We start from the raw sequence: 26,212 nt of genomic DNA, 5'->3' as shown, positions 1-26,212 counted from the left end.
TACGATTCGGCCATGAGTCTCATCGACGTTCTGCGGAGCCTTTTCGGCGCGAGGCGCGACAAGGAGGTCACGCCGGCGGCCCCGGCGCCGCGGAGTGCTGTGAAGCGCGAGTCGGTCGCTCTCACGGTGTTCGACGACAACCCGTCGAGCTGGCGCGCCATCTCGGACGCCGGCTACTACCAGGACGAGCTCCGGGGCAAGGTGCCGCGGCGAGTGGAGATCCGCCTGCAGGCGATGCTGCGGGAAGATGCGGTCCGGGCGTACCTCGGTAGTCGCCATGTCGGCGATGCTCGGCTGGCCGGTGAGGTTCGTGACGCTCTTCGTGAACGACGGAAGGCTGGGCTTCCGGACATCGTCGTCCAGGGTGAGGTTCGACCCGGCGACCACGTGCCGGTCTACCTCGCGGCCGACCTGCCCCGGAAGCAGCATGCCGTGGTCGTCGCTCCCGAGGGCTGGACGCTGCCCAAGAACTGACACGACGGCGCTCACGCTGCCACCGCCTTCGACGTTGCGCGAGCGATGAGCTCGAAGATGGGAACGCCGAGCCATACGGAGACGGATGCCAGTTCGATGACGTTGAACGGGACGGCGCCATTGAGGCGACGGCCGACGGTGTGTGCGGTGATGCCGAGGTATTCCGCGAGATCGGCGGCCGATCGGCGCTGACGCGCCATCTCCGCGCGGATCTCGTCGGCGACTCGCTGGGCGAGCGCTTCAGAGGCTGTCTGCTTCGTCATACACATCAGAATGGATGACAAAGCAGACACTGTCAAGCTCATCATTCATGTTGACGAGAAATCATCCATACGACAGGATGAGTTACATGACCCCAGATTTCCCCGCGCGCTTCTCTGACGCGCTCGTCTCCGAGATCAAGGCTGAGATGGGCCGCCAGGACTTGTCCTCACGTGCTCTCGCTCGGCTCATCGGATCCAACGCGCAATTCGTCTCATCCCGTCTCGACGGCGGCAACCCGCGAACCGGCGAGCGCGTCATCCTGACAGTGAGGGACCTCTCGGCGATCGCGCATGCCCTCGGGCTCTCGGAGCTTGAGCTCGTAAGTCGCGCGCAGAGCGTCGCTAACTCGAACGTCGTCCCCCTGCGGCGAGTGCGGACGAGCACTGAGGATCTGGCGGAGGTCGCGTCGGAGTCCATCACGATCAACCCCGACGACACCGACGACCAGTACTGAGCCGGACGACGCATGGACCGACTGCTCAGCATCGCGGAGGACCTCGGCCTCCGGCTCGTCGAAGCGCGCGGCGAGCACGCCGGCGGCTACCGCCCCGATGAGAAGATCATCCGCGTCACGCCCGGTCTCGCTCGTCGCGGCGCACGCTCCGTGCTCGCGCACGAACTCGGGCACCATGTCCTCGGACACCAGCCCTCGCACTTCGGGCCTGTACGGAGCCGCCAGGAGCGTGCCGCGAATGAGTGGGCGGCGCGCTTCCTCATCGACCGGGAGGCGTTCGCGGAGGTCGAGCGCCTGCGGGACGGGCACGTCGCGTCCATGGCGTTCGACCTCGACGTCGTCCCCGAGCTCGTTCAGGCGTTCCAGGCGATGCTGCTCCGCCTCGGCGACACCGTGTACGTGAAGCCGCGCATGGGCGAAGGCCAGTGGGATCACAAGGTCGACGTCGAGGACGCGCGCTGATGGCCCGCGCATGGATCACCGACCGGTGGGTGAAGGACGCCACCGTCACGATGCCCGACGGCAGCACGACGAAGATCAGCCCCACCAGCGCACAGCTCAAGTCCCTCAAGACGCTCCCCGAGCACTTCCGGACGGCGAAGTTCGGAGTCGGGTCACGATGGATCGCCGGCTGGTACGAGCCCACCGCGACCGGGCAGCGGCAACGGCAACGCCTCTTCGCCCGACGGAGCGACGCCGAGGCGTTCGTCGCCGCGCTCGAGGACGACATTCGCTCGCACCGGTACATCGACCCATCCGCCCGCGACCGCACCTACCGCGACGTCGCCGAGTCGTGGCTCGCGTCGAAGAACCGTCTCAAGGGATCGAGCTACTACCGGTACCATCGCGAGCTCACCATGTACGTCCTCCCTCAGTGGGGCGAACGCGCGATCGGCAGCATCACCCGCGAGGACATCGACGCGTGGATCGCGCAGTTGCGCGCCGGCACCGCCGTCTACGTGTTCGACGCGAACAAGCACCTCAAGAAGCCCCGCAAGCCGAAACCGATGAGCCCCGCCTACCTGCGACACGTCGCAGGGGCGACGTTCGGCGGGCCACTCCGGTACGCGGTCAGCGAGCAATGGATCGGCCGCAACCCCCTGCAGAACGTCGAGTTCCCCCGCGTCGGCGGCGACCTCGAGCAGGATCTCCCCTCCCTCAGCTACGCCGCCATCGAAGAGCTCGCGAGCGAGGCGTCGAAACGGACCAACAACTCCTCCGACCGGATGCTCGTGCAGACCCTCGCCTACTCCGGGCCACGCATCGGCGAGGCCACCGCGCTCAAGATCAAAGACCTCGACCTCGACGGAAAGCGGGCACGCATCCACCGCACCTGGACCACCGACCGCGACGGGCACCGCATCCTCGGACCAGTGAAGACCTGGGAGAAGCGATGGCTCCCCCTTCCCGCGTTCGTCGTCGACGGGCTGCGAGCGCTCGTCGAGGGACGCGATGGTGAGGACTTCGTGTTCCGCAGCGTGCAGGGCGCCGCGGTGAACGGGGATGCGTGGCGTAACCGTGTGTGGATGCCGACGTGCACCGCGGTCGGCCTCGCGGTGCCGATGACCGTGCACGACCTCCGGCACGTCGCAGCGACCAATGCGATCGCGGCCGGCGCGGATGTGAAGCTCGTGCAACGGATGCTCGGTCACAAGGACGCCACGGAGACGCTCAACACCTATTCGCACCTCTGGCCCGACCGGGTCGAGGAGGTCATCGCGCAGGTCGAGAAGCGCCGCGCGGAGCAGCTCGACCTCGCGGCGTAGATTCCCGTGTTAGACGAGTGTGAGACGCGGACCTCGGCGAGCGCCTCCCGGACATGGGAAAGCCCCCGGCTCCCGCGTGATTACGCGGGAGCCGGGGGCTTGTGTGTGCCGGCTGCGGGGTTCGAACCCACGACCCCCTGTTTACAAGACAGGTGCTCTACCAACTGAGCTAAGCCGGCGGCGGCCCGGAGGGGCCGGGAAAAGCATACCGTCGCGAGACGGACTCCCCGATTACTCCGCGGGGGTCAGGGTCGGAGCCGGCTCCTCCGTGGGCGCGGGCTCCTCGGTCGGCTCGGTCTCGGCGGGGACGGGCTCCTCCGTGGGCTCGGCGCTCTCCGTCGGCTCGGCCGTCGAGTAGTACGCCTCGCTCGAGACGGTCAGGACGAACTGCGCGAACTCCGCGGGATCGTCGAGCGCGCCGGTGTACGCGCGGCCGTTCACGAGGATCATGGGCGCACCGGTCAGCTCGACGCCGTCCGTGCCGGGGAGGGGCTCCTCCAGCACGCGCTGGGTCGTGTCGCTCGCCCACGTGACGAAGTCCTCGTTCTCGATGCACTCGCGCACGGCCTTCGTGTCGTCCGCCCCCACGGCGGCGGCCCGCGACGCGAGCTCGCCGTCGGTGTAGCCGTCGGTGTCGACGGACGGCTGGTCGACGAGCAGCTCGTGGTTGAAGGCGATGGCCGTCTCCGGAGCGTGCGTGCTCACGCAGGCCACCGCACCGGCGGCGCGCAGCGAGTACTTGGTCCCGTTCGACTTCGCGGTGAGGAGGGCCACGGGGTGGTAGGAGAGCTCCGCCGCTCCCTGGCCGACCCACTCCGCGATCTGGGACGCGTTGGTCTGCTCGAACTCCGCCGACCCCTCGGAGAGGTAGTCGACGTAGACCCGGATGCTGACGGCCGAGGTCGTCGCGGCGCGCGCTTCGTCCGGTTCGACGGTCGTGGCCGACAGGGAGCTCGCGACCATCGACGACAGGTCGTCGTCCTGCTCGACGGAGATGCCGTCCTGGTCGAGGTTGGCGGGCGACAGCACGGGCTTGCTGAGGGTCGGCATCACGACGCTCGTCACCGCGAACGCGATGGCGGCGACGCCGGCGACCGCGACGAGCGCGATCCCGCCGCGGCGCAGCGCCTTCGCGCGCCGCTGTCTCGCCTTCACCTGCTGGGCCTTCTCGCGCACCGCGTCGCGTCGCTCGCTGCCCGCCGGAACGATCGGGTTCTCGTTCGTCATCGCCTGCTCGCACTCCCCTTCGCCGCCGAAAGGATGACGGTCGGTCGCGTCCGATGCTAGACAGCGTCACTGTGAAATGCCCAGACGGGCCATCCGCGGCGCCTGACGGCGCCCCTCGCACGCGCGGCGTCTCCCCCCACGCCACGCGATTCGGTGACATACTGATCCCGGGTCCAAAGACGGGCCCTCGGCGGGTCGACCGCCGCTTCCATTCACAACGGATCGTCCGGCACGTACCTGCCGGTGAAGGAGAAGAACAAGATGGCCACTGTCACTTTCGACGACGCGTCGCGTCTCTACCCCGGCGGCACCCGTCCCGCGGTCGACAAGCTGAACCTGGAGATCGCGGACGGCGAGTTCCTCGTCCTCGTCGGTCCCTCCGGCTGCGGGAAGTCGACGTCGCTGCGCATGCTCGCCGGTCTCGAAGAGGTCAACGACGGCCGCATCCTCATCGGCGACCGCGACGTCACCGACGTCCCGCCCAAGGACCGCGACATCGCGATGGTGTTCCAGAACTACGCGCTCTACCCGCACATGACCGTCGCCGAGAACATGGGCTTCGCGCTCAAGATCGCCGGCGTGAACAAGGACGAGCGTGCCAAGCGCGTGCTGGAGGCGGCCAAGCTGCTCGACCTCGAGGACTACCTCGGCCGCAAGCCGAAGGCCCTCTCGGGCGGTCAGCGTCAGCGCGTCGCCATGGGCCGCGCGATCGTGCGCGAGCCGCAGGTGTTCCTCATGGACGAGCCGCTGTCGAACCTCGACGCCAAGCTCCGCGTCCAGACGCGCACCCAGATCGCCTCGCTGCAGCGCCGTCTCGGCGTCACGACGGTCTACGTCACGCACGACCAGACGGAGGCCCTCACGATGGGCGACCGCATCGCGGTGCTGAAGGACGGCGTCCTCCAGCAGGTCGGCACCCCGCGCGACCTCTACGAGAAGCCGAAGAACGTGTTCGTCGCCGGCTTCATCGGCTCGCCCGCCATGAACCTGTTCCCGGCCGACATCGCAGACGGCGGCATCGCCTTCGGCTCCAAGGTCGTCCCCGTCGAGGCCACGGCCCTGAACAAGGCGCACGGCTCGAAGGTCACCGCGGGCGTGCGCCCCGAGGACTTCGTCGTCGGCGCCGCCGGCACCGACGGGCTCCCCGTCAAGGTCGACCTCGTCGAGGAGCTCGGAGCGGACGGCTACCTCTACGGGCACGTCGAGGGCAGCGACGCGCAGATCGTCGCCCGCGTCGACGGACGCCAGCACCCGCTGGCCGGCGAGACCGTCTCGCTCCTCCCGACGCCCGGGCACATCCACGTGTTCGACGTCGAGACCGGCGAGCGCCTGCTCGACAAGGCGATCGTCTCGGCGTAACCGCCCTTCCGTGTCCGCGGCGCGGACGAACCTCCACGGTTCGTCCGCGCCGCGGCTCGTCTCTGGGGCAGGATCTTCATCATGGCCGACTCCCTCCGCATCACCGCCGCCGAGATCGATCCGCACCTGCTGACCCTCCCGTGGCGCACGAAGCTCGCCGAATGGCCGAGCAGCGCCATCGTGAAGCTGCCGAAGGGGATCTCCCGCCATATCGTGCGCTTCAGCGAGCTGTCGGGGATGGTCATCGCGGTGAAGGAGACGACGGCTCACATGGCGAGCCGCGAGTACGAGCTCCTGGGCGCGCTGCAGCGCCTCGAGGTGCCGTGCGTCCGTCGTGTCGCCGTCATCGACGGCCGCGCCGACGAGGAGGGCAGGCCGCTGCCGGCCGCGCTCGTGACGGCGCATCTGAGGTTCTCGATGCCCTATCGGGCCCTGTTCACGCAGACGCTGCGCCCCGAGACGGCAACCCGCCTGGTCGACGCGCTCGCGCTGCTCCTCGTGCGCCTGCACAAGGTGGGGTTCCGGTGGGGGGACGTCTCGCTGTCGAACACGCTCTTCCGCCGTGACGCCGGCTCCTTCGCCGCCTATCTCGTCGACGCCGAGACGGGGGACCTGTACGAGGGCGGTCTCACCGACGGCCAGCGCGAGCACGACATCGACATCGCGCGCACGAACATCGCGGGCGAGATCATGGACCTCGAAGCCGGCGGCCGCGTCGAGCACGGCCTCGACGCGGTGTCCGTCGCGGATCAGCTGGTCGCGACCTACGGCGAGCTCTGGGCGGCGCTGACGGAGTCGGAGACCTTCGCCCTCTCGGAGACGTGGCGAATCACCGAACGCGTGCAGCGGCTGAACGGGCTCGGCTTCGACATCGACGAGATGACGATCCAGACCGAGCCCGACGGCACCCGCGTGTCCATCCAGCCGAAGGTCGTCGACGCCGGGCACCACCGCCGCCGCCTCCTGCGGCTGACGGGCCTCGACGCGGAGGAGAACCAGGCGCGCCGCCTGCTGAACGATCTCGACGAGTACCGGATCCGGGTCTCGCGCTCCTCCGACGAGGAGGTCGCGGCGCATGACTGGGTCACCCGCGTCTTCGAGCCGGTCGTCCGAGCCATCCCGTACGAGATGCGCGCCAAGCTGGAGCCCGCGGAGGTGTTCCACCAGGTGCTCGAGCACCGCTGGCTGCTCTCGCAGGAACGCGGCGCCTCCGTGCCTCTCGCCGAGACCCTCACGAGCTACATCCGCGACGTGCTGAGTCACCGACGCGACGAGGCGACCATCATGGGTCCGCTCACCGAGACGCTCACGGCGCCGATCACGACCGCGACCGGAGCGATCCGCGACTGGCGCGATCTCGTCTGAGGCCCGGGGTCAGTCCCCCTGAGCGGCCCTCAGCGTCGACACCTGGTACAGGGCCACAGATGCGGCGATGCCGGCGTTGAGCGACTCCGTCACGTCGGAGATCGGGATCGAGACGATCTGGTCGCAGTTCTCGGTGACGAGACGCGACAGCCCCTTGCCCTCGCTGCCCACGACGATGACGACGGGGCGATCGGCGAGCTCGATCGACGGCAGCGAGACATCCCCGTCGCCGTCGAGCCCGAGCACGAAGACGCCCTGCTTCTTGAACTCCTTGAGCGTCGTCGTGAGGTTCGGGGCGATGACCACCGGGACCCGCGCGGCGGCGCCCGCGCTCGTCTTCCACGCCGCGGAGTTCACGCCGGCCGACCGTCGCTGGGGGACGATGACGCCGTGTCCGCCGAACGCGCCGGTCGAGCGGATGATCGCGCCGAGGTTGCGCGGATCGGTGATGCCGTCGAGGGCGATGAGGAGCGGTGTCTCCTCCCGCCCGAGGATCTCCTCGAGGAGATCCTGCGGGTGCCCGTACTCGTACGGCGGCACCTTGAGCGCGACGCCCTGGTGCACGCCGTCGAAGCCCGCCATGCGGTCGAGCTCGGGCCGGGTCACCTCGAGCACGGGGATGTCGCGGTTGCGCGCGATCGCGAGCATCTCCTTGACGCGGTCGTCCATCTCGACGCGCTGCGCGACATAGAGCGCCGTGGCCGGGATCCTCGCGCGCAGCGCCTCGAGCACGCTGTTGCGCCCGGTCACGTTCTCGGTGTCGTCCTTCGGGCGCGAGGAGCGCGGGGCGGCGGGCTTCTGCGCCCCGCCGCGCTTGCCCGCGAGCCGCTCGGCGGCCTGCTTGCGCTTGTGGGCGACGTGGTATGGCCGGTCCTCCGCCTTCGGGGTCGGCCCCTTGCCCTCGAGCGACCGGCGGTTCTTGCCGCCGGTGCCCTTGGTCGGGCCTTTCTTGCCCCTGGGGGCGCCCGGCCGTCCTGTCTTAGCCATCGATGCTCCAAACTGTTCCGTCTGCGGTGTCTTCGAGGACGATGCCGGCCGCAGCGAACGTGTCGCGGATGCGATCGGCCGTCGTCCAGTCCTTCGCCGCGCGCGCGTCGGACCGCTGGGCGAGGAGGTGATCGACCAGGGTGCCGAGCGCGGCCTCCGCTGCGCCGCCCGATGCGACGGCCTTCGCGCTCGCGAACCCCAGGACGTCCATCATCCCAAGAACGGCTGTGAGAGCGCCCCGCGCGGTCTCGTCGTCCCGCGCGTCGAGGGCGGTGTTGCCGATGCGCACGTGCTCGTGGAGCACCGCGAGCCCCTGGGGGATGCCGAGATCGTCGTCCAGCGCCGCCTCGAACGCCTCCGGAAGCACGCCGGACGCCGTCGGGCCGAGGGTGCGGAGCGCGCGATCCCGGAAGGTGCGGATGCGGTCGAGCGCGGCCTGCGCCTCCTCCCGCGCCTTCGCCGAGATGTCGAGGCTCGACCGGTAGTGCGCCGCGGCGAGCGCGTAGCGCACCACCTCGGACGGCCAGGTCTCGAGCAGGTCGGCCGCGGGGACGACGTTGCCCAGCGACTTCGACATCTTCTGCCCGTCGACGGTCACGAGGCCGTTGTGCACCCAGTAGCGCGCGAAGGCGTCGCCCGCGGCGGTCGACTGCGCGAGCTCGTTCTCGTGGTGAGGGAAGCGCAGGTCGAGGCCCCCGCCGTGGATGTCGAACTCCGGGCCGAGATACCGGCGCGACATCGCCGAGCACTCGATGTGCCAGCCCGGCCGGCCAGCTCCCCACGGAGACTCCCAGACGGCGCTCCGCGGCTCGTCCGGCTTGGCGCCCTTCCACAGCGCGAAGTCGTGCGGGTCGCGCTTGCCGCGCGGATCGGCGTCCTGCGCGTCCTCCATCGCGTCGATCGACTGCCGCGTGAGGGCGCCGTACTCCCGCCACGAGCGCACGTCAAAGTAGACGTCGCCCTGGGCGGCGTAGGCGTGGCCGCGGTCGATGAGCTCGCGGATGATCTCCTGCATCTGCGGGATGGACGCCGTCGCCCGGGGCTCGTAGGTCGGCGGAAGGATGCCGATCGCGGCATACGCCGCGTCGAACTCCTGCTCGACGCGGTAGGCGAGAGCCCACCACGGCTCATCCGGCGTCGCGTTGTCGAGGACCTTGTCGTCGATGTCGGTGACGTTGCGCACGAACGTCACGCGCCCGTGCCGATGCGCGAGCCAGCGGCGCAGCAGGTCGAACGAGAGGGCGGCGCGCAGGTGCCCGACGTGCGGGCCGGACTGCACCGTCGGGCCGCACACGTACATCGTCACGTTCTCCGGATCCAGCGGCGCGAAGTCGCGCAGCGCCTGCGCGCGGGTGTCGTACAGCCGGAGAGTCACCGTTCCAGCCTACTGGCCGAGTCGCCGCGGGCACGCGGACGGCGCCTCACGGCCCGCCGTCGTCCGCGTGCCCGGCGAACGGTGTAGAACCGTAGGGTGCTCTCCGTCCTCGCCGTGCTCGCCGCGGCGGTCCTGTTCGGCACGACGGGGACGTCGCAGGCGCTCGGCCCCGACGGCACGACGCCGCTGGCCGTCGGGGCCGTGCGGATGGTCGTGGGAGGGCTCGCGCTCGCCCTCCTGAGCGGCGTCCTCGCCCGGCGACGGAGGGGGGCCGCGTCGCCCCCGGGCCCCCGTCCGACCCTCCGCTCGGGCCTGCTCATGGGCCTCGCGGGGCTGTGCCTCTTCGCGTATCAGCCGCTCTTCTTCCTCGGGACGTCCCTCAACGGCGTCGCCGTCGGCACCGTCATCGCCCTGGGCTCGTCGCCCGTCATCGCGGGCCTGCTGGAGTGGGCGCTCACCCGCCGCTCCCCCGGCGCCCTCTGGCTCGGCGCCACGGCCCTCTCGACGGCGGGCGTCGCCCTCCTCGCGTTCGGCGGGCGGAGCGGCACGGCGGCGTCGGCGCTCGGCGTCGTGGCGTCGATCGGGGCGGGAGCCGCGTTCGCCGTCTTCGCCGTCGCGCAGCGCCGTCTGCTCGACGGGGGATGGCAGCCGCTCACCGTGATCGGCACCGCGGGCGGCGTCGCGGCTCTCCTCGCCCTGACCCTGCTCCCCGGCCAGGACCTGTCGTGGCTCGCCCGGCCGAGCGGCGTCGCGATGACGCTGTGGCTGGGTCTCGGCGCCACGACGCTCGCCTACGTGCTGTTCACAGGGGGCCTGAGCGGGCTGAGGGCCGCGACGGCGGCGACGCTCACGCTCGCCGAGCCGCTCACGGCGAGCGTGCTCGGGCTCGTCGTGCTCGGCGAGAGGCTCGCGCCGCTCGGCGTCGCGGGCGTCGTCGTGCTCGGCGCGGGTCTCGTCCTGATCGCCTGGGGCTCGCGGCGCCCCCGGGCGCCCCGGCCCTACGCCCTGGAGGGCTGAGACCATGACCATCGACATCCGCGCCGACGATCTGAGCGATCCCGCGACGCAGGCGCTCGCAGCCGTCCACCTCGCCGGCATGCACGCGGGCTCGCCCGCCGAGAGCGTGCACGCGCTCGACCTCGACGGGCTGCGCGATCCCTCCGTGACCCCGTGGTCGGCGTGGATCCGCGGGGAGATCGCGGGCATCGGCGCCCTCAAGGAGCTCGACGCCCGGCGCGGGGAGCTGAAGTCCTTCCGCACGGCGGAGACGCATCTCGGGCGCGGCGTCGCGAGAGCGCTCCTCCGACACGTCATCGCCGCGGCAGCCGATCGCGGCATGACCTCGCTCTGGCTCGAGACCGGCAGCGACGAGGCGTTCCTCCCGGCACGGCGCCTCTACGCGAGCGAGGGGTTCGTCGAGTGCGGGCCGTTCGAGGGCTACGCGGCGGACCCGCTCTCGACGTTCATGAGCCGCACCGTCTGACGCTGCGGCTATGCGCGCACGACGAGCGCGACGGCGAAGGCCTGGACGCCCTCGGCGCGGCCGGTGAAGCCGAGGCCGTCGGTCGTCGTGGCGGAGACGCTGACGGGCGCGCCCCCGAGCGCGGCCGACAGGACGGCCTCCGCCTCGGCGCGGCGGGGGGCGAGCTTCGGCCGTGCCGACTGCACCTGCACGGCGACGTTGACGACGGCCCATCCGGCGCTCGCGAGGTGGGCGCGGGTGTCCGCGAGGAAGGCGTCGGCATGCGCTCCGGCGAGCTCCGGCCTGTCGGTGCCGAAGCGCGAGCCGATGTCCCCGAGCCCCGCGGCCGACAGGAGAGCGTCGACGATCGCGTGCGCGACCGCGTCGCCGTCGGAGTGACCCGAGAGCGCGGGCTCCCCCGGCCACTCGAGCCCCGCGAGCCACAGGGATCCCTCTCCGCCGAACGCGTGCACGTCCGTGCCCACGCCGACCCGCGGAAGCGCCGGGCCGACCGCCGCACCCGGGACGGGCGCGATCGGCGCGCCGGACACGAGCGCCCGCGCCCGCGCGAGATCGGCGGGCGTGGTGATCTTGAAGGCCCGGGCATCGCCGGCGACCGAGGCGATCGGGTGGCCGGCATCGGCCACAAGCGCCGAGTCGTCGGTGTACTCGGTGCGCGCGACGCGGTACGCGGCCTCGAGCACGTCGCGGCGGAAGCCCTGCGGGGTCTGCGCCGCGGCGAGCTCCGCCCTGTCGACGACGCCCGTGATGCGGTCCTGCTCGACGCGCTTGATCGTGTCGATCACGGGCAGCACCGGAACGACGCCCCATCCCGTCCGGTCGACGGCGTCGACGACGCGGTCGACGAGATCGCCCGGGGCGAGGGCGCGTGCGGCGTCGTGCACGAGCACGGTCTCGACATCGGGCCAGACGGCCTCGAGGCCCGCAGACACCGACCGCTGCCGGGTCTCCCCCCCGGCGACGACCGAGACGAGGTCGCGGCGCTCGCCCGCCGCCTCCTGCGCGTCGGCGAGCGCCTCGCCGACGCGATCCCCCGGCGCGACGACCACCACCTGCGCGGGCCGCGCGTCGAAGACCCCGCGCAGGCAGTGCCGGAGGACGGTGTGCTCGTCCAGGCCGACGAACGCCTTGGGCGCTCCCGCGGACAGACGCGTTCCCGACCCCGCGGCCACGACGATGACGGCGACACGGGGGGATGACGACACGATGCTCACGACAACAACGTACCCGCCGCGCGCGGCACGGCCCGGCTCCCCGATGGCGAGCCGGGCCGTGCGGTGACCGTGCGGTGCGTCAGCTGCTCGCGAGGACCTCGTCGAGCATCTCCGCGGCCTTCTCCTCTTCGACCTTCTCGGCGAGCGCGAGCTCCGAGATGAGGATCTGACGGGCCTTGGCGAGCATGCGCTTCTCCCCCGCCGAGAGCCCGCGATCCTGATCGCGGCGCCACAGGTCGCGCACGACCTCGCTGACCTTGATGACGTCGCCCGACGCGAGCTTCTCGAGGTTCGCCTTGTAGCGACGCGACCAGTTGGTCGGCTCCTCGGTGAACGGCGCGCGCAGGACGTCGAAGACCTCGTCCAGCCCCTCCTGGCCGATGACGTCGCGAACGCCGACGAGGTCGACGTTCTCGGCGGGGACCTCGATGACGAGGTCTCCCTGCGTGACGTTCAGCTTGAGGTAGATCTTCTCCTCGCCCCTGATGACGCGGGTCTTGACTTCGGTGATCGTCGCCGCCCCGTGATGCGGGTATACGACGGTCTCGCCAACCTCAAAAAGCATAGAAATGTGTCCTTTCGGCGATCTCTATGATATCACAGCGAGGGATGCGCTAAAGTATGCCGGCCTTTCGCCCGGAGGGCGCCTCGACCGTCGGCAGAGGATCCGTACACGTCCCTTTAGGATGGACGGGAAGCGTCCGCTGAGGGGCGACGCCCGCAGCATCAGGAGGATCCGTGAACTCGCGCGCACTCGCGTCAGCCGCCCTTGCCGGGCTCGTCGTCCTGGGAGCCGCCGGCTGCGGGGCGATCACCCCGCAGGCGACGACCATCGACTACTCGGCGTCCGACGGCGTCAACGTGCCCGACACCGAGGGCGCCCCGCTCCAGGTCCGCAACGCCGTCGTCATCGCCGACGACGAGGGCGACCTCGGCAACCTGGCCGCCGCCATCGTCAACACCTCCGACAGCGCGGCGACGCTCGTCCTCGAATGGGGCGACGAGTCGGCGACCGTGCGCGTGCCGGCGGGCAGCGTCGTGAGCCTGGGCGCCGAGGACGAGGAGCCGCTGCTGCTGAGGGCCATCGACTCCCCGGCGGGGTCGACGCTCCCCGTCTACTTCCAGTCGGGCGACGCCGAGGGCGTGCTCGTCGAGGTCCCGGTGCTCGACGGCTGCCTGGCGCAGTTCGAGGACCTCGTGCCCGGCGGCGGCACCAGCGACTGCGAGGTCCCCGCCGTCGAGGAGGCGGAGTCGCACTGACCCGGGGCGCTCAACCCTCGAACCGGTAGCCGAGTCCTCTCACGGTCACGAGCATGACGGGCTCGCTCGGCACCCTCTCGATGCGCGAGCGGATGCGCTTGATGTGCACGTCGAGCGTCTTCGTGTCGCCGAAGTAGTCGCTCCCCCACACGCGGTCGATGAGCTGCCCGCGCGTGAGCACGCGTCCGGCGTTGCGCATCAGCAGCTCGAGCAGCTCGAACTCCTTGAGGGGCATGTTGATCTGCTGACCGTCGACCGAGACGGTGTGACGGTCGATGTCGACGGTCACCCGGCCGCCCTCCAGCACGCGCTCGTCGAGGTCGGCCTCGCTCTGCGCGGTGCGGCGCAGCACGGCGCGCATGCGGGCGAGCAGCTCGCGCGACGAGTAGGGCTTGGTGACGTAGTCGTCGGCGCCCAGCTCCAGTCCCACGACGATGTCGACCTCGGAGTCCTTCGCGGTGACCATGATGATGGGCACCGCGGAGGTCGTGCGCACCTGGCGGCACACCTCGGTCCCCGGCATCCCCGGGAGCATGAGGTCGAGCAGGATGACGTCGGGCTCCTGCTCCCGGAACGCGGCGAGCGCCGCGTCGCCGTCCTCGGCGATCTCCACCTCGTACCCCTCGCGCCGGAGCAGGTAGGCGAGCGGGTCGGCGAGGTCGGGTTCGTCCTCGACGAGCAGAACACGGGTCATTCGTTCACATTCCTTCCGTTGCGCCCGTCACGCGGCGTGAGCCGCACGAGCGCCCTTCTTCTTGTGCTTCACGGACTCGGGCTCCCCCGCCGGCGCGTCCGCGCGCGGGAGCCTGATCGTGAACGTCGACCCCCGCTCGGGCTGGGACCACAGACGCACCTCGCCGCCGTGTCGGCTGACGGCGTGCTTCACGATCGAGAGCCCCAGGCCCGTCCCGCCCGTGCGGCGGGAGCGGGCCTGATCGGCGCGATAGAACCGCTCGAACACCCGCTGCTGGTCGGCCTCGGCGATGCCGATCCCCTGGTCGGCGACGGCGATCTCGACGGCGTCCGGGGTGCCGCGCACGCCGATCCCGACGCGCGACCCGTGCGGGGAGTAGGCGATCGCGTTCGCGATGAGATTGCCGAGTGCCTCGACGAGGATGGTCGCCGATCCGCGCACGACCATCCCCCGGTCGCCGCCGCGCACGAGCGCGACCTCCGCCGAGTCCGCCTGCACCTGGTACTGCTCGAGCGCCGCGGCGACGACCTCGTCGACGGCGACGTCGCCGATCTCGGTGAGCTCGTCCGCGGCCTGGAGCTTCGAGAGGTTCATGATGCGGCCGGTGAGCTGTCCGAGCCGCCTCGCCTCCGCCGACATCCGCTTGGCGAACGTGCGCACCTGCTCCGGGTCGTCGAGGGCCGACTCCATCGCCTCCGCGAGCAGGCCGATGGCTCCGACGGGGGTCTTCAGCTCGTGGCTCGTGTTGGCGATGAAGTCCTGCCGCATCTGCTGCAGACGCTCCTGCTCCGAGATGTCCCGCACGATGAGGAGCGTCAGCCGATCGGCGATGCTCGCCGCGCGCGCGACGACGAGCCGGGTGTCGTCGGAGATGCGGCCGCGGCGGACGCGCATGGTCCGGGACTGGGCCGGCGCGCCGAAGCGGACGGCCTTGACGAGCTCGCGCAGCTCCGGCTGCTCCAGCGCCTGCCCCAGGGCGAGGCCGAGCCAGGCCCCGGAGGACGACACCGCCACGACCGCGCCCGAGGTGTCGACCACGGCGGTGGCGTCGTCGATGGCGTCCAGCGCGGCCGTCAGGACCGGGGACACCTCCCTGCTCTGCTCGCGGATCGCCCTGTCCCGTGTGCGGACCGCGAGCGCCACGATGAGGGTCACGCCTGCGCCGAGGATGATCCCCAGAGCGAGAGCGAGCAGCCCGAGCTGGGTGGAGTCCATGCGTCCAGAGTAGAGTGCAGCCGGGAGCCCCTCTCGACGAAAGGGTTCACGCGGGAACGCCCCCGACGCACTGTTCACCATTCGGGCACCTGCCGTTCACCTTCGCGATCGAGAATCGCGAGGCGCAGACGCGACGCCGAGGCCGCCGCGCGGCTCCACACCCGAAACGACGAAAGGTTCGCCCGATGCGCGAAGTCTTCCACCAGGCACTCGAGGACATCCAGGACCGCCTGGTCGAGATCGCGGAGATGGTCACCGTGGCGATCGACAAGGCGACCACGGCGTTCGAGACGAGCGACGTCGCCCTCGCCGAGGAGGTCATCGCCGACGACTCCAAGATCGACGACCTCGCCGTCTCCGTCGACGAGCTCGCGATCGACACGCTCGCCATCCAGCAGCCGGTCGCCCGCGATCTGCGCATCATCGTGAGCGCGTTGCGCACGAGCGCGTCGCTCGAGCGCATGGGCGACCTCGCGGAGCACATCGCCCAGCTGGCCCGATCCCGCTTCCCCGAGCGCGCCATCCCGAAGGGCCTCAAGGGGACCTTCGTGAAGATGGGCAAGCTCGACGTGTCGGTGGCACGCACCCTCGTCGATCTGCTGCGCACGCAGGATCTGCGGTACGCGGCGGAGATCCGCGACTCGGACGACGAGATCGACGAGCTGCACGCCACCGTGTACGAGAAGGTCCTCAGCGAGGCCTTCAGCGGCGACGCGAGCCACGTCGTCGACGCCGCCCTCGCCAGCCGCTATCACGAGCGCTTCGGCGACCACGCCGTGTCGATCGCCAAGAAGATGGTCTACCTCTCCACGGGCGACTGGACCGGTCAGTCGGACCCCGAGGCCGACGTCGAGATCGTGGACGGACCCGCGGGCGCCGACGACTGAGCCCCCGGAAAAGGAGAAGCGCCCCGCCTTCCGGCCGGGCGCTTCTCCGGTGAGAGGCCGAGAGGCTACTTCTTGCCCTGGGCGGCGACCGCGGCCGCTCCCGCCGCCGCGGCCTCCGGGTCGAGGTAGCGACCGGGCCCGGTCGGCTTCAGGTCGTCGTCGAGCTCGTACACGAGCGGGATGCCCGTGGGGATGTTGAGACCGGCGATGTCGTCGTCGCCGATGCCGTCGAGGTGCTTCACGAGCGCGCGCAGCGAGTTGCCGTGGGCGGCGACGAGCACGGTCTTGCCCGCCTTCAGGTCGGGGACGATCTCGCCCTCCCAGTACGGGAGCAGGCGGTCGATGACGATCTTCAGCGACTCGGTGCCGGGGATGTCGCCGTCGATCCCGGCATAGCGCGGATCGTGCGTCTGGGCGAACTCGTCCTCGGGGTCGATGACGGGCGGCGGGACGTCGAACGACCGGCGCCACTCCATGAACCTCTCCTCGCCGAACTCGGCGAGCGTCTGCGCCTTGTCCTTGCCCTGGAGAGCGCCGTAGTGGCGCTCGTTCAGCCGCCAGGAGCGCTTCACGGGGATCCACAGGCGGTCGGCGGAGTCGAGGGCGATGTCCGCGGTCTGGATGGCGCGGCTCAGGACGGACGAGTGGAGGATGTCGGGCAGCACGCCCTCCTCCTTCAGGAGCTCGCCGCCGCGAGCGGCCTCTGCCCTCCCCTGCTCGGTGAGCCGCACGTCGACCCATCCGGTGAAGAGGTTCTTCTCGTTCCACTCGCTCTGCCCATGGCGGAGCAGGATCAGGGTGTGCGTCATACCTTCCATGCTATCGAGGCTCTGCGCCGGCCGACGTCTCCGCAGGATCCGCACGGGAGAATGGAGCCCATGCCGACGACCGAGGGACGCGCCACCCGCGGCACGACCGGCACGAACCGCCTGCGACGCGTCGACCGCTGGATCGCTCGGCACAGTGCGCTGCGGAGCGCCTCCGACCCGCTCGTGGTCGACCTCGGGTTCGGCGCCAGCGGCGTGACGGCTCTGGAGCTCGCGGCGCGGCTCCGGCGCTCACGCCCCGACGTCGAGGTCCTCGGGCTCGAGATCGACCCCGATCGCGTCGCCGGGGCGATCGATCAGCTCGCGGACGTCCGCGCCGGTCGCACGCCGTTCCCGGCCGATGCGGCGGTGTCGTTCGCGCGCGGGGGCTTCGAGGTGCCGACGGAGCGCGGACGGCGCCCCGCCGTCATCCGCGCCTTCAACGTCCTGCGCCAGTACGACGAGCACGAGGTCGCCGGGGCCTGGAGACGGATGGCCGCGCGGCTCGCTCCCGGCGGCGTGCTCGTCGAGGGCACCTGCGACGAGCTCGGACGCGTGTGCTCGTGGGTCGACGTCGCGCCCGACGGCTCCGCGACGCACGTGACCGTGTCGCTGCGGCTGGCGGGTCTCGAGCGTCCCGGCATCGTCGCCGAACGGCTGCCGAAGGCCCTCATCCACCGCAACGTCCCCGGCGAGCGCGTGCACGGGTTCCTCCGGGCGCTCGACCGCGAGTGGGAGCGCTCCGCCGCGCTGTCGCCCTTCGGCCCCGTGCAGCGCTGGATCGGGACGGTCGAGGCGCTGCGACGCGACGGATGGCCCGTGGCCGGCACCCGCTCCCGCTGGCGGCTGGGCGAGATCACGGTGCCGTGGGCGGCCGTGATGCCCGCGCAGTGAGAGCGCGGCCCGTCAGACGCGCGGGATGGAGGCCCACGCCTCGTCACGGGGGACGCCGCTCGCGATGAGCAGGTCGACGGCGAGCGGGCGCATCGCGGCGACGAGGGCGAGCTCCCCCTGCGGAGCGCCGGGGAGCATCGCGGCGGGATCGAGCCGCCGTGCGATCGCGAGGAGCGTCTCGCGGGCGACGGGCTCCGTCGCGATGTCGTCGAGCGACTCCGCGACGAGGACGGCCGCGCGCTGCAGCCCGGCGAGGGTGTCGGCCGCGACGGGTCTCTGCTCGCCGTCCCGCGACGCGTAGGCCGCACGACGCGCGACCACGCGCAGGTTGCGGCTCGCGAGATCCATGTTCCGCTGGACGCGGGCGTGGCGCTGGAGCTCGATGCGGCGCGAGCGCAGGAAAGGCGACAGCGCCGACACCGCCTGGGCGGACTCGAGCGAGGCGCTCCAGGCGTCCACGAGGCCCTGCACGTCGCGTGCCTTCTCGAGCCCGCGGTCCGCACGGATCGCGTCCCCGCGACGCAGGCCCTGCACGACGCGCCCCGCCGCCGCGTCGAAGGCGGCGAAGAGGGCGCGGCCGTCGCGCACCTCGGCGCTCATCGGGTTGCGCGGCAGCAGCGCCGTGACCGCGACGGCCAGGACGCCGCCGATCGCGCCGTCGGCGAGCCTCATGAACGGCAGAGGCCCGACCGGCAGCACCATCGCGATGGCCGCCTGGATGGCCGCGGCCACGGCGAACTGCGGCGACGGCATGAGGAAGCGCGCCAGGAGCATCGTCACGGCGAGCGTCGCGCCCAGCTGCCACGCCCCCGAGCCGAAGGCGAGACGCAGCAGCTCCGACACGAGGATGCCGGTCAGCATGCCGAGCACCGTCTCGAGCACCCGGCGAGGGCGGGCGTCCCGCGCGAGCCCGAGGCTCGAGATCGACACCGTCGCCGCCAGCAGCGGCGTCTCGTGCCCGAGCAGGTAGTACGCGACGAGGAAGCCCCCCGTCGCCGCCACGACGATCTGCGCGACCGCGACCCAGGAGTCCCGCACGCGCGCCAGCCCGGGGCGCGGCGAGATCCGCCGCCGCCAGGGGACGGGGACGGCCGAGGTCAGCGGCGCGGAGTCGGTCACGTCACGAGGGTATCGCCGGCGTGCGCGCCGCTCGAGAGGCCGCGCGCCGCCGACGCCCCGGGAGTCACCCCCAGATCGCGTCCGCCCAGTCGGGGTTGTCGACGAAGGGGTTCCGGTTGCCCTGGTAGTCGGCGAAGACGATGTCGTTGCGCCGCTGCTCGAACGCGTCCGGCGGATCCTGCTCGTTCCACGCGAGGAGCGCCGAGACACGGCCCACGTTCGGCACGGAGCCGTTGCCGGCGACGTCGTTCACCTCCAGGTCGGCGAAGCCGTCCGTGCCCTCGTAGCGGACCGACATGTAGAAGATCATCCGGGCGACATCGCCCTTCACCTCGTCGCGCGGCTCCCAGGAGTCGGCGTCGGAGAAGTTCCCCGGCGCCTCGTCGTTCTCGGCGCCCCCCTCGTCGAAGTCGAGGTTGCCGCGATCGGCGTTGACGGTGACGTCCTCGGCACGCAGATGGTGCAGGTCGGTTCCCGGGCCGGCGGCCGTGCCGAAGCCTCCGTGCGACTGGGGCCAGACGTGCTCTCGGTTCCACTGGTCCACGCCGCCGCCGTTGTCGTCCTTCGGCAGAGACAGGCCGCTGTACAGGGTCACGACGTTCGCCGGGTCCGCAGGATCCTCGTCGGTCTCCTTCAGGGCGTCCCACACCGCGCTGTAGGAGATCGTCCGCGCGTCGGCGGAGACGATCTCGTGCAGCTCCTGCTCCAGGGCCGCGCCCGTGAGGCCTGTGGCGCTGTCGTAGTAGCCTGTCGGCGCGGCGAGCGGTCGGACGACGGCCGCGGACGTCGCCGTCCCCGCGGGGGAGGCGACGGCGGGCGCGGGGGCCGCCCCGAGAGCGACGATCGCCGCGATGCCGATGAGCGCCGCGACGCCGCGGCGGGGCATGACTCGCAGGGTGTGCCGTGTGGGGGTGCTCCGCATCGGGCCCGTCTCGCTTCCGTCGCGAGCCCGCGTCGTCACCGGCACGGGCTCCGTGTCACGAGCCGGGAGACCGCGACGGCTGTCACGGGGCTCGCGGATCCGATGCTAGGAAGCGACGATGGCCTGAGCGTGTCGGACGGATGACGGACGGATGACGACGGCGCGGTCGTCTCCCCGCCTCACCGTGCGAGGGGTCGCCGCGACAGGCGCGTGAGCCGCGGCACGTCGGCGGTCGCGCCGGCGTCGCCCGGCACGATGACCTCCTGTGCCGCGGCGATCCGGATCCCGTCGGCCTCGACCGTCAGCGTCTCGCCGGGCGGCGTGCGACGCGAGACGATCGCGAGGGCGATGGGGCCCAGTTCGTGGTGGCGTGCCGAGGAGGTGATGCGACCGGCTTCGGCGTCGCCCGCGAAGACGGCGGCGCCGCGCTCGGGCAGGACGCTGTCGCTGCCGTCGAGGTGCAGCATGACGAGACGGCGGGGCGGATGGCCGAGGTTGTGGACCTTCGCGACGGTCTCCTGACCGCGGTAGCACCCCTTGTCGAGGTGCACGGCCGTCCGCAGCCAGTCGGCCTCGTGCGGGATGGACCTCTCGTCGACCTCGCCGGTCCAGCGCGGGCGCCACGCGGCGACGCGGAGCGCCTCGGCGGCCAGCAGTCCCGCGGCGGGCCGGTCCGCCGCGACCTGCGCCACGTCCTCCTCCGCGACGAGCGCCTCCGCCCATCCGTAGTCGGCCCCCGGATGCGCCTCCGTCGCGGCGTACTGCCATCCGCCCGCCCGCACCCCGCCCCAGGGATCGGCCCACACGAGCGGCAGGCCGCCGGGCGACGAGGCGGCCGCGACGAGCGTGCGCTCGGCGGCGCCGCCGCGGACGAAGCCGATCACCGCGAGCTCGGGGCGCAGGGCGACCTCGACCCGGGAGCGGAAGCGCATCATGCCGAGCCAGGCCGCGAGGCCCGCCGCGTCGGGCGCGTCTGCGATGAGCCACGTCGTCTCGCCGTCGTCGAGCACGGCGGCCGCGTGCTCGATGCGGCCCTGCGGGTCGAGGACGAGCAGCTCGGTGCTCTCGCCCGCGGCGAGGCGCGAGACCGCCTGGGAGGTGATCGAGTCGAGCCACGTGAGACGGTCGGGCCCGCCGACGGAGACGACGAGCCGGTCGGCGCGCGGCACGACCGCATCGCCCTCGGCGAGGGCGCGCTGCTCGCGCACGGGGTCGCCGAAGTGCGAGATGCCCGCCTCGGAGCTCACGGCGCCCGGCAGCTGGGCGAAGACGTCGATCACGGGCGGCACCTCATACGGGTCGTCGGCACGGCGCGGGATGGCCGTGGTTCTATTGTGCGCGCGCCGGAGGCGGCGGGCGCCGATCAGTCGACGCGGGCGAGACGCGCGGACGCGTGCGAGGCGAGCTCCCGTCCGAGCGCCGCGATGTCCCACGCCCAGAGGAGATGCCCCTCGACGAGGCCGTAGAGACGGGTCGCCGCGGCGTAGTGCTTCGCGCCGGCGGTCCGCACGACCGCATCGGTCGCGAGATCGATGCGCGGCCCCTTCGCCTCGCCCAGATAGAGCTCGCTGACGCCGTCGGAGTGCACGATGTTCGCCTCGATCTCGAACCCGCCGTCCGCCGTCCGCAGCCTCTCGACGTCGTCGACCGTGCGGACGGCCTCCGTCTCGAGCGCGGGCAGCAGGCCGGGCCCCGGCGTCGCGGCCGTCGCCGGGCGCGCCAGGCGCCAGAAGCCCGTCTCGGCGACGAGGCGCTGCGACGGCCGGTCGTCCGTCGCGGCGAGCCAGGCGGTCGCGGCGTAGTTCAGATAGGGGCCGCCGTCCTGGCTGAAGCTCACGCGATGGGTGAACTCGCCCTCGAAGCGGACCTCTCCCACGCGGTAGTCGATCACGCCCGTGCCCTCCCACACGCCGATGAGCCACGAGAGGGGCGCGAGGTCGGCGGGGAGGTCGGTCGGCAGCTCGATCACGAGGCTCCGGCCGCGCTCAGCGCTGGCCGCGGAAGAGGTTGACGATCACCACGCCGGAGCAGAAGGCGATCGCGAGCGACGCGAGGCCCAGCAGGCCGACGAAGAACAGTTCGAGGGCGACGAGATCCATGCGGCCACTCTAGTCGGCCCGCGGGCGCGGCGCGAGCGTCCCCGCGCGGGCCCTCTCAGGCCGGAGCGATGGCGGCGAGCGCGAACGTGACGGAGATGAGGCCCATGACGGCGACCGCTCCGACGGTGGACGCCGCGACCCGGAAGATGAAGCCGTCGGGCCGCCCGAGGCGGAGGTCCAGGGCGAAGCCGACGAGGAGCGAGGCTCCGGCTCCCACTGCGAGCCACCCGAAGCGATCCCCGATGGGGACGAAGAGGCCGATGGCGATCGCGACGACGGCGCCGAACGCCCACGTCGCCACGACGCCTGCGGGCGAGTTGCGCGGAACGAGAACGGGAGCGGTCACACATCCATTGTCGTCCATCTACGCTGTGCAGGAATACCCGCGTCTCAGCGCGCTCCCAGCAGCGCCTATCATTGGTCCCACGGTGCGGACACCCCGCCGCCCGAAAGGAAGTCGATTGGCTCAGCTCCTCGTCCTCAGCTCCGCCCCGGGCGGAGGATCCGCGCTGCCCGCGCTCGAGCTGCTCAGCCATCGCGTCCGCCAGATCCCCGCGGAGCCCGCCCAGCTCGTGAACGCCCCGCAGGCGGACGCGATCTTCGTCGACGCCCGCTTCGATCTCGTCGGCGCGAAGTCGCTGTGCAAGATCCTCGCCACGACCGGGCTCGACGGCCCGCTCGTGCTCATCGTCACCGAGGGGGGCCTCACGGCGGTGTCGCCGGACTGGGGGATCGACGACGTCATCCTCGTCACCGCCGGCCCCGCCGAGGTCGACGCCCGCATCCGGCTCGTCATCGGCCGTCAGGTCGCCGAGCAGACGACGAGCCGCATCCAGACGTCCGGCATCACGATCGACGAGTCGTCGTACTCGGCGAAGGTCCACGGCAAGCCGCTCGACCTCACGTACAAGGAGTTCCAGCTCCTGCACTTCTTCGCGACGCATCCTTCGCGCGTCTTCACGCGCGAGCAGCTGCTGAGCGAGGTCTGGGGCTACGACTACTTCGGCGGCACCCGCACGGTCGACGTGCACGTCCGCCGCCTGCGGGCCAAGCTCGGAGACCTCGAGCAGCTCATCGGCACCGTGCGCAACGTCGGCTACCGGTTCAACGTGTACGAGGACGACCAGGTGCCGGCGCCGAAGGCGCGACAGAGCCAGAGCTGACGCCCGCGCACGCGACGTGTTCACATGCGCGTCACCGGCGGGTGCGAGGATAGGCACATGACGGAAGCCCCCCTCGTAGACCCCGGCTTCGACACCGAGGACGACGACTTCGACGAGATCGTCGAGGCCCCCGACGCGCAGCTCCCCGAGCACCGGTTCCTGGATCGCGAGATCAGCTGGCTCGCGTTCAACAACCGCGTCCTCGAGCTCGCCGAGGATCCCGCGGTGCCGCTGCTCGAGCGGGCGAACTTCCTCGCCATCTTCGCGAGCAACCTCGACGAGTTCTTCATGGTCCGCGTCGCAGGCCTCAAGCGCCGCATCGTCACGGGTCTCGCCGTCCCGACGAACGTGGGCACCGCCCCCGTGAAGGCGCTCGGGAACATCTCCGACAAGGCGCAGGAGCTGCAGGCGCGCCACGCGGCCGTCTGGCACGAGAACGTCAAGCCCTCGCTCAGCGAGGCCGGCGTCGACTTCGTGGGCTGGACGGATCTCACCGACACCGAGCGGGCCGGTCTCTACGACTACTTCCAGTCGCAGGTCTTCCCCGTGCTCATGCCGCTCGCCGTCGACCCGGCGCACCCCTTCCCGTACATCTCCGGGCTCTCGCTCAACCTCGCCATCCGCATCCGCAACGCCCGGACCGGGCGCGAGGAGTTCGCCCGCCTGAAGGTGCCGCCGATGCTGCCGCGCCTCGTGCCCGTGCCGGTCGGCGAGGGCGACCCGGAGAACATCCGCTTCCTGCCGCTCGAGGACCTCATCGCCGAGCACCTCTCCGACCTCTTCCCCGGGATGGAGGTCCTGGACCACCACGCGTTCCGGCTCACCCGGAACGAGGACGTGACGATCGAGGAGGACGAGTCCGAGAACCTCATCCAGGCGCTCGAGGCCGAGCTGCTGCGCCGCCGCTTCGGGCCGCCCATCCGCCTCGAGATCGCGGAGGACATGGACGACGTCACGCTCGACCTGCTCATCCGCGAGCTCGACATCTCCGAGCAGGAGGTCTACCGCCTCCCCGCGCCGCTCGACCTCCGCGCCCTCTTCAGCCTCGGCCGGATCGAGCGGCCCGACCTGAAGTACACCCCGCATCTGCCGGTCACGCCCCTCGCCTTCCAGCCCGCCGACGTCGACTCGAAGCACGCGCGCGGCGACATCTTCGGAGCCATCCGCAAGGGCGACGTCCTCGTGCACCACCCCTACGAGTCGTTCGCGACGAGCGTGCAGGCGTTCCTCGAGCAGGCCGCGAGCGATCCGCACGTGCTCGCGATCAAGCAGACGCTGTACCGCACCTCGGGCGACAGCCCCATCGTGCAGGCGCTCATCGACGCGGCGGAGGCCGGCAAGCAGGTGCTCGCGCTGGTCGAGGTCAAGGCGCGCTTCGACGAGGCCAACAACATCGAGTGGGCCCGCAAGCTCGAGAAGGCCGGCGTGCACGTCGTCTACGGCCTCGTCGGCCTGAAGACGCACTGCAAGCTCGCCCTCGTCATCCGCGAGGAGAAGGGCCTGCTGCGGCACTACACCCACGTGGGCACGGGAAACTACAACCCGAAGACGAGCCGCACCTACGAGGACCTCGGGCTCTTCACGTGCGACCCGGACGTGGGCCGCGACGTCACGCGCCTGTTCAACGAGCTCAGCGGCTACGCGATCGAGAAGAAGTTCAAGCGCCTTCTCGTCGCGCCCCTGCACCTGCGCAAGGGCCTCCTCCGGCTCATCGACCGCGAGCGGCGTCATGCCGCGGCCGGGAAGCCCGCGCACGTGCGCATCAAGGTCAACTCGATGGTCGACGAGCAGATCATCGACGCGCTCTACCGGGCGTCGCTCGCCGGAGTGCAGGTCGACGTGTGGGTCCGCGGCATCTGCAGCCTGCGCGTCGACCTGCCCGGCGTGAGCGACAACATCCGCGTGCGCAGCGTGCTCGGCCGCTATCTGGAGCACGCCCGCATCTTCGCGTTCGCGAACGACGGCGACCCCGAGGTCTACGTCGGCAGCGCCGACATGATGCACAGGAACCTGGACCGGCGCGTCGAGGCGCTCATCAAGGTCGTCAAGCCGCAGCACATCAAGGAGCTCCAGGCGTTCTTCGACCTCGGGATGGCCGACTCCAGCGCCACATGGCATCTCGGCGCCGAGGGCGTCTGGACGCGCCACCACCTCGACGACGAGGGAAGACCGCTGGCGGACGTGCAGGACAAGACCATGGCGGCGATCCAACGACGTCGACGTCCGCGCGCGACACGATGACCTCGCGCACACGACCGGTGCAGGCGGCCGGATGCGTCGTCTGGCGCGAGCGGGACGGCGAGATCCTCGTGCTGCTCGTCCACCGCCCGAAGTATCGCGACGTCTCGCTCCCCAAGGGCAAGCTCGATCCCGGCGAGATGCTCCCGCAGACCGCCGTGCGGGAGATCCACGAGGAGACGGGGATCCGCGTCGCCCTCGGCCCTCCGGTCGGGCGATCGGTCTTCCTCCAGCCCTCCGGACGCGAGAAGGTCGTGCACTACTGGGCCGCGGAGGCGACGCCCGAGGCCATCCGGGAGAGCGCCTTCGTGCCGAACAAGGAGATCGCCGGAGTCGAGTGGGTCGCGCTCCCCGACGCCCGCGAACGCCTGAGCTACCCGGTCGACGTCGAGATCCTCGAGAACTTCGACGAGCTCCGGCGCGCCTCGGCTCTGCGGACCTTCCCCATCGTGCTGCTGCGTCACGGCAAGGCCGTCGCCCGCGACCACTGGCACGGGCCGGACGCCCGGCGGCCCCTGCAGCGGCGCGGCAAGGAGCAGGCGAAGGCCGTCGTCGGCGCGCTGCGCGCCTTCGGCGTCCGCAGGATCGTGTCGAGCACCGCCGAGCGCTGCGTGAAGACCGTCGCGCCGCTGTCGAAGGCGCTCGGCAGGCGCATCGTCGAGACCGACCTCATCGGGCAGGATGCCTGGGAGGCGGGCACCGCCGACGTGCGCGAGGTCGTCGGCCGCCGGGTGCGCTCCGGCAAGCCCGCGGTGCTGTGCAGCCACCGGCCCGTGCTGCCCGCGATCGCGCGAGAGCTCGCGCTGGCGACGGGAACGGCGGACGGCTCCCCACTCGACGGGGCCTCGTCGCTCGAGCCCGGCGCGTTCATGGTCGCGCACGTCTCCGCGACGCATCCCGATGCCGGCGTCGTCGCGGTGGAGACGCACGCGCCCCGCGTCTGACAC

At 71.5% G+C, this 26,212-nt stretch carries 28 protein-coding genes and 1 tRNA gene; 14 read left to right on the top strand and 15 right to left on the bottom strand.

All coding sequences use genetic code 11. The features are described from left to right. Positions 1-12 precede the first annotated feature (12 nt). The gene (locus N8K70_RS03725; RefSeq protein ID WP_317140270.1) at positions 13-474 is read left to right on the top strand and encodes a hypothetical protein; all 462 of its coding nucleotides are present in this window, start codon (positions 13-15) and stop codon (positions 472-474) included. An 11-nt stretch (positions 475-485) separates the two neighbouring features. Here the strand turns inward: N8K70_RS03725 and N8K70_RS03720 are convergent, their stop codons facing one another. After that, positions 486-737, bottom strand: coding sequence for a helix-turn-helix domain-containing protein (locus tag N8K70_RS03720; protein ID WP_317140269.1), 252 nt, complete (start codon positions 735-737; stop codon positions 486-488). 86 nt (positions 738-823) lie between these two features. On the opposite strand from N8K70_RS03720, the gene N8K70_RS03715 reads away from it, so the two are divergent. From N8K70_RS03715 to N8K70_RS03705, 3 genes are read left to right on the top strand one after another with little or no spacing between them, the layout of a single operon-like run. After that, complete coding sequence (locus tag N8K70_RS03715; RefSeq protein ID WP_317140268.1) at positions 824-1,192, top strand: hypothetical protein; 369 nt, start codon at positions 824-826, stop codon at positions 1,190-1,192. Positions 1,193-1,204: 12 nt separating this feature from the next. Beyond that, positions 1,205-1,654 carry an ImmA/IrrE family metallo-endopeptidase gene (locus tag N8K70_RS03710; RefSeq protein WP_317140267.1) on the top strand — a complete coding sequence of 150 codons (450 nt, stop codon included), beginning with the start codon at positions 1,205-1,207 and terminating at the stop codon, positions 1,652-1,654. Continuing rightward, complete coding sequence (locus N8K70_RS03705) at positions 1,654-2,958, top strand: tyrosine-type recombinase/integrase (RefSeq protein ID WP_317140266.1); 1,305 nt, start codon at positions 1,654-1,656, stop codon at positions 2,956-2,958. Before N8K70_RS03710 ends, N8K70_RS03705 begins: the two co-directional genes overlap by 1 nt. Positions 2,959-3,064: 106 nt before the next feature. On the opposite strand, the gene N8K70_RS03700 is transcribed toward N8K70_RS03705, so the two are convergent. Together N8K70_RS03700 and N8K70_RS03695 are read right to left on the bottom strand one after the other, a co-directional pair. Continuing rightward, a tRNA-Thr gene (locus N8K70_RS03700) sits at positions 3,065-3,137 on the bottom strand. Between the two features lie 52 nt (positions 3,138-3,189). Then, complete coding sequence (locus tag N8K70_RS03695; RefSeq protein WP_317140265.1) at positions 3,190-4,185, bottom strand: DsbA family protein; 996 nt, start codon at positions 4,183-4,185, stop codon at positions 3,190-3,192. A 261-nt stretch (positions 4,186-4,446) separates the two neighbouring features. On the opposite strand from N8K70_RS03695, the gene N8K70_RS03690 reads away from it, so the two are divergent. After that, on the top strand, positions 4,447-5,544 hold the full coding sequence (locus tag N8K70_RS03690) for an ABC transporter ATP-binding protein (RefSeq protein WP_317140264.1): 1,098 nt from the start codon (positions 4,447-4,449) through the stop codon (positions 5,542-5,544). Between the two features lie 81 nt (positions 5,545-5,625). Further along, positions 5,626-6,909, top strand: coding sequence for a DUF4032 domain-containing protein (locus N8K70_RS03685; protein WP_317140263.1), 1,284 nt, complete (start codon positions 5,626-5,628; stop codon positions 6,907-6,909). A 9-nt stretch (positions 6,910-6,918) separates the two neighbouring features. Here N8K70_RS03685 and rlmB read toward each other — a convergent pair whose 3' ends face one another. Next, positions 6,919-7,896, bottom strand: coding sequence for a 23S rRNA (guanosine(2251)-2'-O)-methyltransferase RlmB (gene rlmB / locus N8K70_RS03680; RefSeq protein WP_317140262.1), 978 nt, complete (start codon positions 7,894-7,896; stop codon positions 6,919-6,921). Further along, a complete protein-coding gene (cysS, locus tag N8K70_RS03675; protein ID WP_317140261.1) occupies positions 7,889-9,271 on the bottom strand; it encodes a cysteine--tRNA ligase in 1,383 nt (460 codons plus the stop codon). The genes rlmB and cysS overlap by 8 nt, the downstream gene beginning before the upstream one ends. Positions 9,272-9,367: 96 nt before the next feature. Between cysS and N8K70_RS03670 the strand changes: the two genes are divergently transcribed. Together N8K70_RS03670 and N8K70_RS03665 are read left to right on the top strand one after the other, a co-directional pair. Next, entirely contained in the window at positions 9,368-10,288 is a 921-nt protein-coding gene (locus tag N8K70_RS03670) for a DMT family transporter (protein WP_317140260.1), read from the top strand. A 4-nt stretch (positions 10,289-10,292) separates the two neighbouring features. Next, positions 10,293-10,754 (top strand): GNAT family N-acetyltransferase, encoded by a 462-nt coding sequence (locus N8K70_RS03665; protein ID WP_317140259.1) that lies wholly within the window; start codon positions 10,293-10,295, stop codon positions 10,752-10,754. A gap of 8 nt (positions 10,755-10,762) precedes the next feature. Here the strand turns inward: N8K70_RS03665 and ispD are convergent, their stop codons facing one another. Then, positions 10,763-11,968, bottom strand: a complete 1,206-nt coding sequence (gene ispD, locus N8K70_RS03660) for a 2-C-methyl-D-erythritol 4-phosphate cytidylyltransferase (protein ID WP_317140258.1) — start codon at positions 11,966-11,968, stop codon at positions 10,763-10,765. A gap of 79 nt (positions 11,969-12,047) precedes the next feature. Then, entirely contained in the window at positions 12,048-12,533 is a 486-nt protein-coding gene (locus tag N8K70_RS03655) for a CarD family transcriptional regulator (protein WP_317140257.1), read from the bottom strand. Positions 12,534-12,706: 173 nt separating this feature from the next. Between N8K70_RS03655 and N8K70_RS03650 the strand changes: the two genes are divergently transcribed. Then, complete coding sequence (locus N8K70_RS03650; protein ID WP_317140256.1) at positions 12,707-13,228, top strand: DNA modification methylase; 522 nt, start codon at positions 12,707-12,709, stop codon at positions 13,226-13,228. A gap of 10 nt (positions 13,229-13,238) precedes the next feature. Here N8K70_RS03650 and N8K70_RS03645 read toward each other — a convergent pair whose 3' ends face one another. After that, positions 13,239-13,922, bottom strand: a complete 684-nt coding sequence (locus N8K70_RS03645) for a response regulator transcription factor (protein WP_317140255.1) — start codon at positions 13,920-13,922, stop codon at positions 13,239-13,241. Between the two features lie 27 nt (positions 13,923-13,949). Then, positions 13,950-15,137, bottom strand: coding sequence for a sensor histidine kinase (locus N8K70_RS03640; protein WP_317140254.1), 1,188 nt, complete (start codon positions 15,135-15,137; stop codon positions 13,950-13,952). Between the two features lie 185 nt (positions 15,138-15,322). Between N8K70_RS03640 and phoU the strand changes: the two genes are divergently transcribed. Beyond that, the gene (phoU, locus tag N8K70_RS03635) at positions 15,323-16,024 is read left to right on the top strand and encodes a phosphate signaling complex protein PhoU (RefSeq protein ID WP_317140253.1); all 702 of its coding nucleotides are present in this window, start codon (positions 15,323-15,325) and stop codon (positions 16,022-16,024) included. Between the two features lie 65 nt (positions 16,025-16,089). On the opposite strand, the gene N8K70_RS03630 is transcribed toward phoU, so the two are convergent. After that, positions 16,090-16,842, bottom strand: coding sequence for a phosphoglyceromutase (locus tag N8K70_RS03630; protein WP_394357806.1), 753 nt, complete (start codon positions 16,840-16,842; stop codon positions 16,090-16,092). 60 nt (positions 16,843-16,902) lie between these two features. Between N8K70_RS03630 and N8K70_RS03625 the strand changes: the two genes are divergently transcribed. Continuing rightward, positions 16,903-17,724, top strand: a complete 822-nt coding sequence (locus tag N8K70_RS03625; protein WP_394357805.1) for a methyltransferase domain-containing protein — start codon at positions 16,903-16,905, stop codon at positions 17,722-17,724. A gap of 12 nt (positions 17,725-17,736) precedes the next feature. On the opposite strand, the gene N8K70_RS03620 is transcribed toward N8K70_RS03625, so the two are convergent. The 5 genes from N8K70_RS03620 to N8K70_RS03600 form a co-directional block, all read right to left on the bottom strand. Continuing rightward, on the bottom strand, positions 17,737-18,843 hold the full coding sequence (locus N8K70_RS03620; RefSeq protein ID WP_317140250.1) for an FUSC family protein: 1,107 nt from the start codon (positions 18,841-18,843) through the stop codon (positions 17,737-17,739). Positions 18,844-18,907: 64 nt separating this feature from the next. Continuing rightward, entirely contained in the window at positions 18,908-19,729 is an 822-nt protein-coding gene (locus tag N8K70_RS03615; protein WP_317140249.1) for an endonuclease I family protein, read from the bottom strand. Between the two features lie 215 nt (positions 19,730-19,944). Beyond that, positions 19,945-21,042, bottom strand: a complete 1,098-nt coding sequence (gene ygfZ / locus N8K70_RS03610; RefSeq protein ID WP_317141167.1) for a CAF17-like 4Fe-4S cluster assembly/insertion protein YgfZ — start codon at positions 21,040-21,042, stop codon at positions 19,945-19,947. An 86-nt stretch (positions 21,043-21,128) separates the two neighbouring features. After that, entirely contained in the window at positions 21,129-21,734 is a 606-nt protein-coding gene (locus N8K70_RS03605) for a nitrobindin family protein (protein ID WP_317140248.1), read from the bottom strand. A gap of 185 nt (positions 21,735-21,919) precedes the next feature. After that, a complete protein-coding gene (locus N8K70_RS03600; protein WP_317140247.1) occupies positions 21,920-22,210 on the bottom strand; it encodes a hypothetical protein in 291 nt (96 codons plus the stop codon). Between the two features lie 115 nt (positions 22,211-22,325). On the opposite strand from N8K70_RS03600, the gene N8K70_RS03595 reads away from it, so the two are divergent. Genes N8K70_RS03595 through N8K70_RS03585 form a run of 3 tightly spaced genes read left to right on the top strand, consistent with a single transcriptional unit; the run spans position 22,326 to position 26,209 of the window. Next, a complete protein-coding gene (locus tag N8K70_RS03595; protein WP_317140246.1) occupies positions 22,326-23,027 on the top strand; it encodes a response regulator transcription factor in 702 nt (233 codons plus the stop codon). A 57-nt stretch (positions 23,028-23,084) separates the two neighbouring features. After that, complete coding sequence (locus N8K70_RS03590) at positions 23,085-25,268, top strand: RNA degradosome polyphosphate kinase (RefSeq protein WP_317140245.1); 2,184 nt, start codon at positions 23,085-23,087, stop codon at positions 25,266-25,268. Continuing rightward, on the top strand, positions 25,265-26,209 hold the full coding sequence (locus tag N8K70_RS03585; protein WP_317140244.1) for an NUDIX hydrolase: 945 nt from the start codon (positions 25,265-25,267) through the stop codon (positions 26,207-26,209). The genes N8K70_RS03590 and N8K70_RS03585 overlap by 4 nt, the downstream gene beginning before the upstream one ends. Positions 26,210-26,212: the final 3 nt, after the last annotated feature.

Source organism: Microbacterium sp. AB (assembly GCF_032878875.1).
Classification (GTDB): domain Bacteria; phylum Actinomycetota; class Actinomycetes; order Actinomycetales; family Microbacteriaceae; genus Microbacterium; species Microbacterium betulae.
This window is presented reverse-complemented; position numbering and strand designations above follow the sequence as displayed.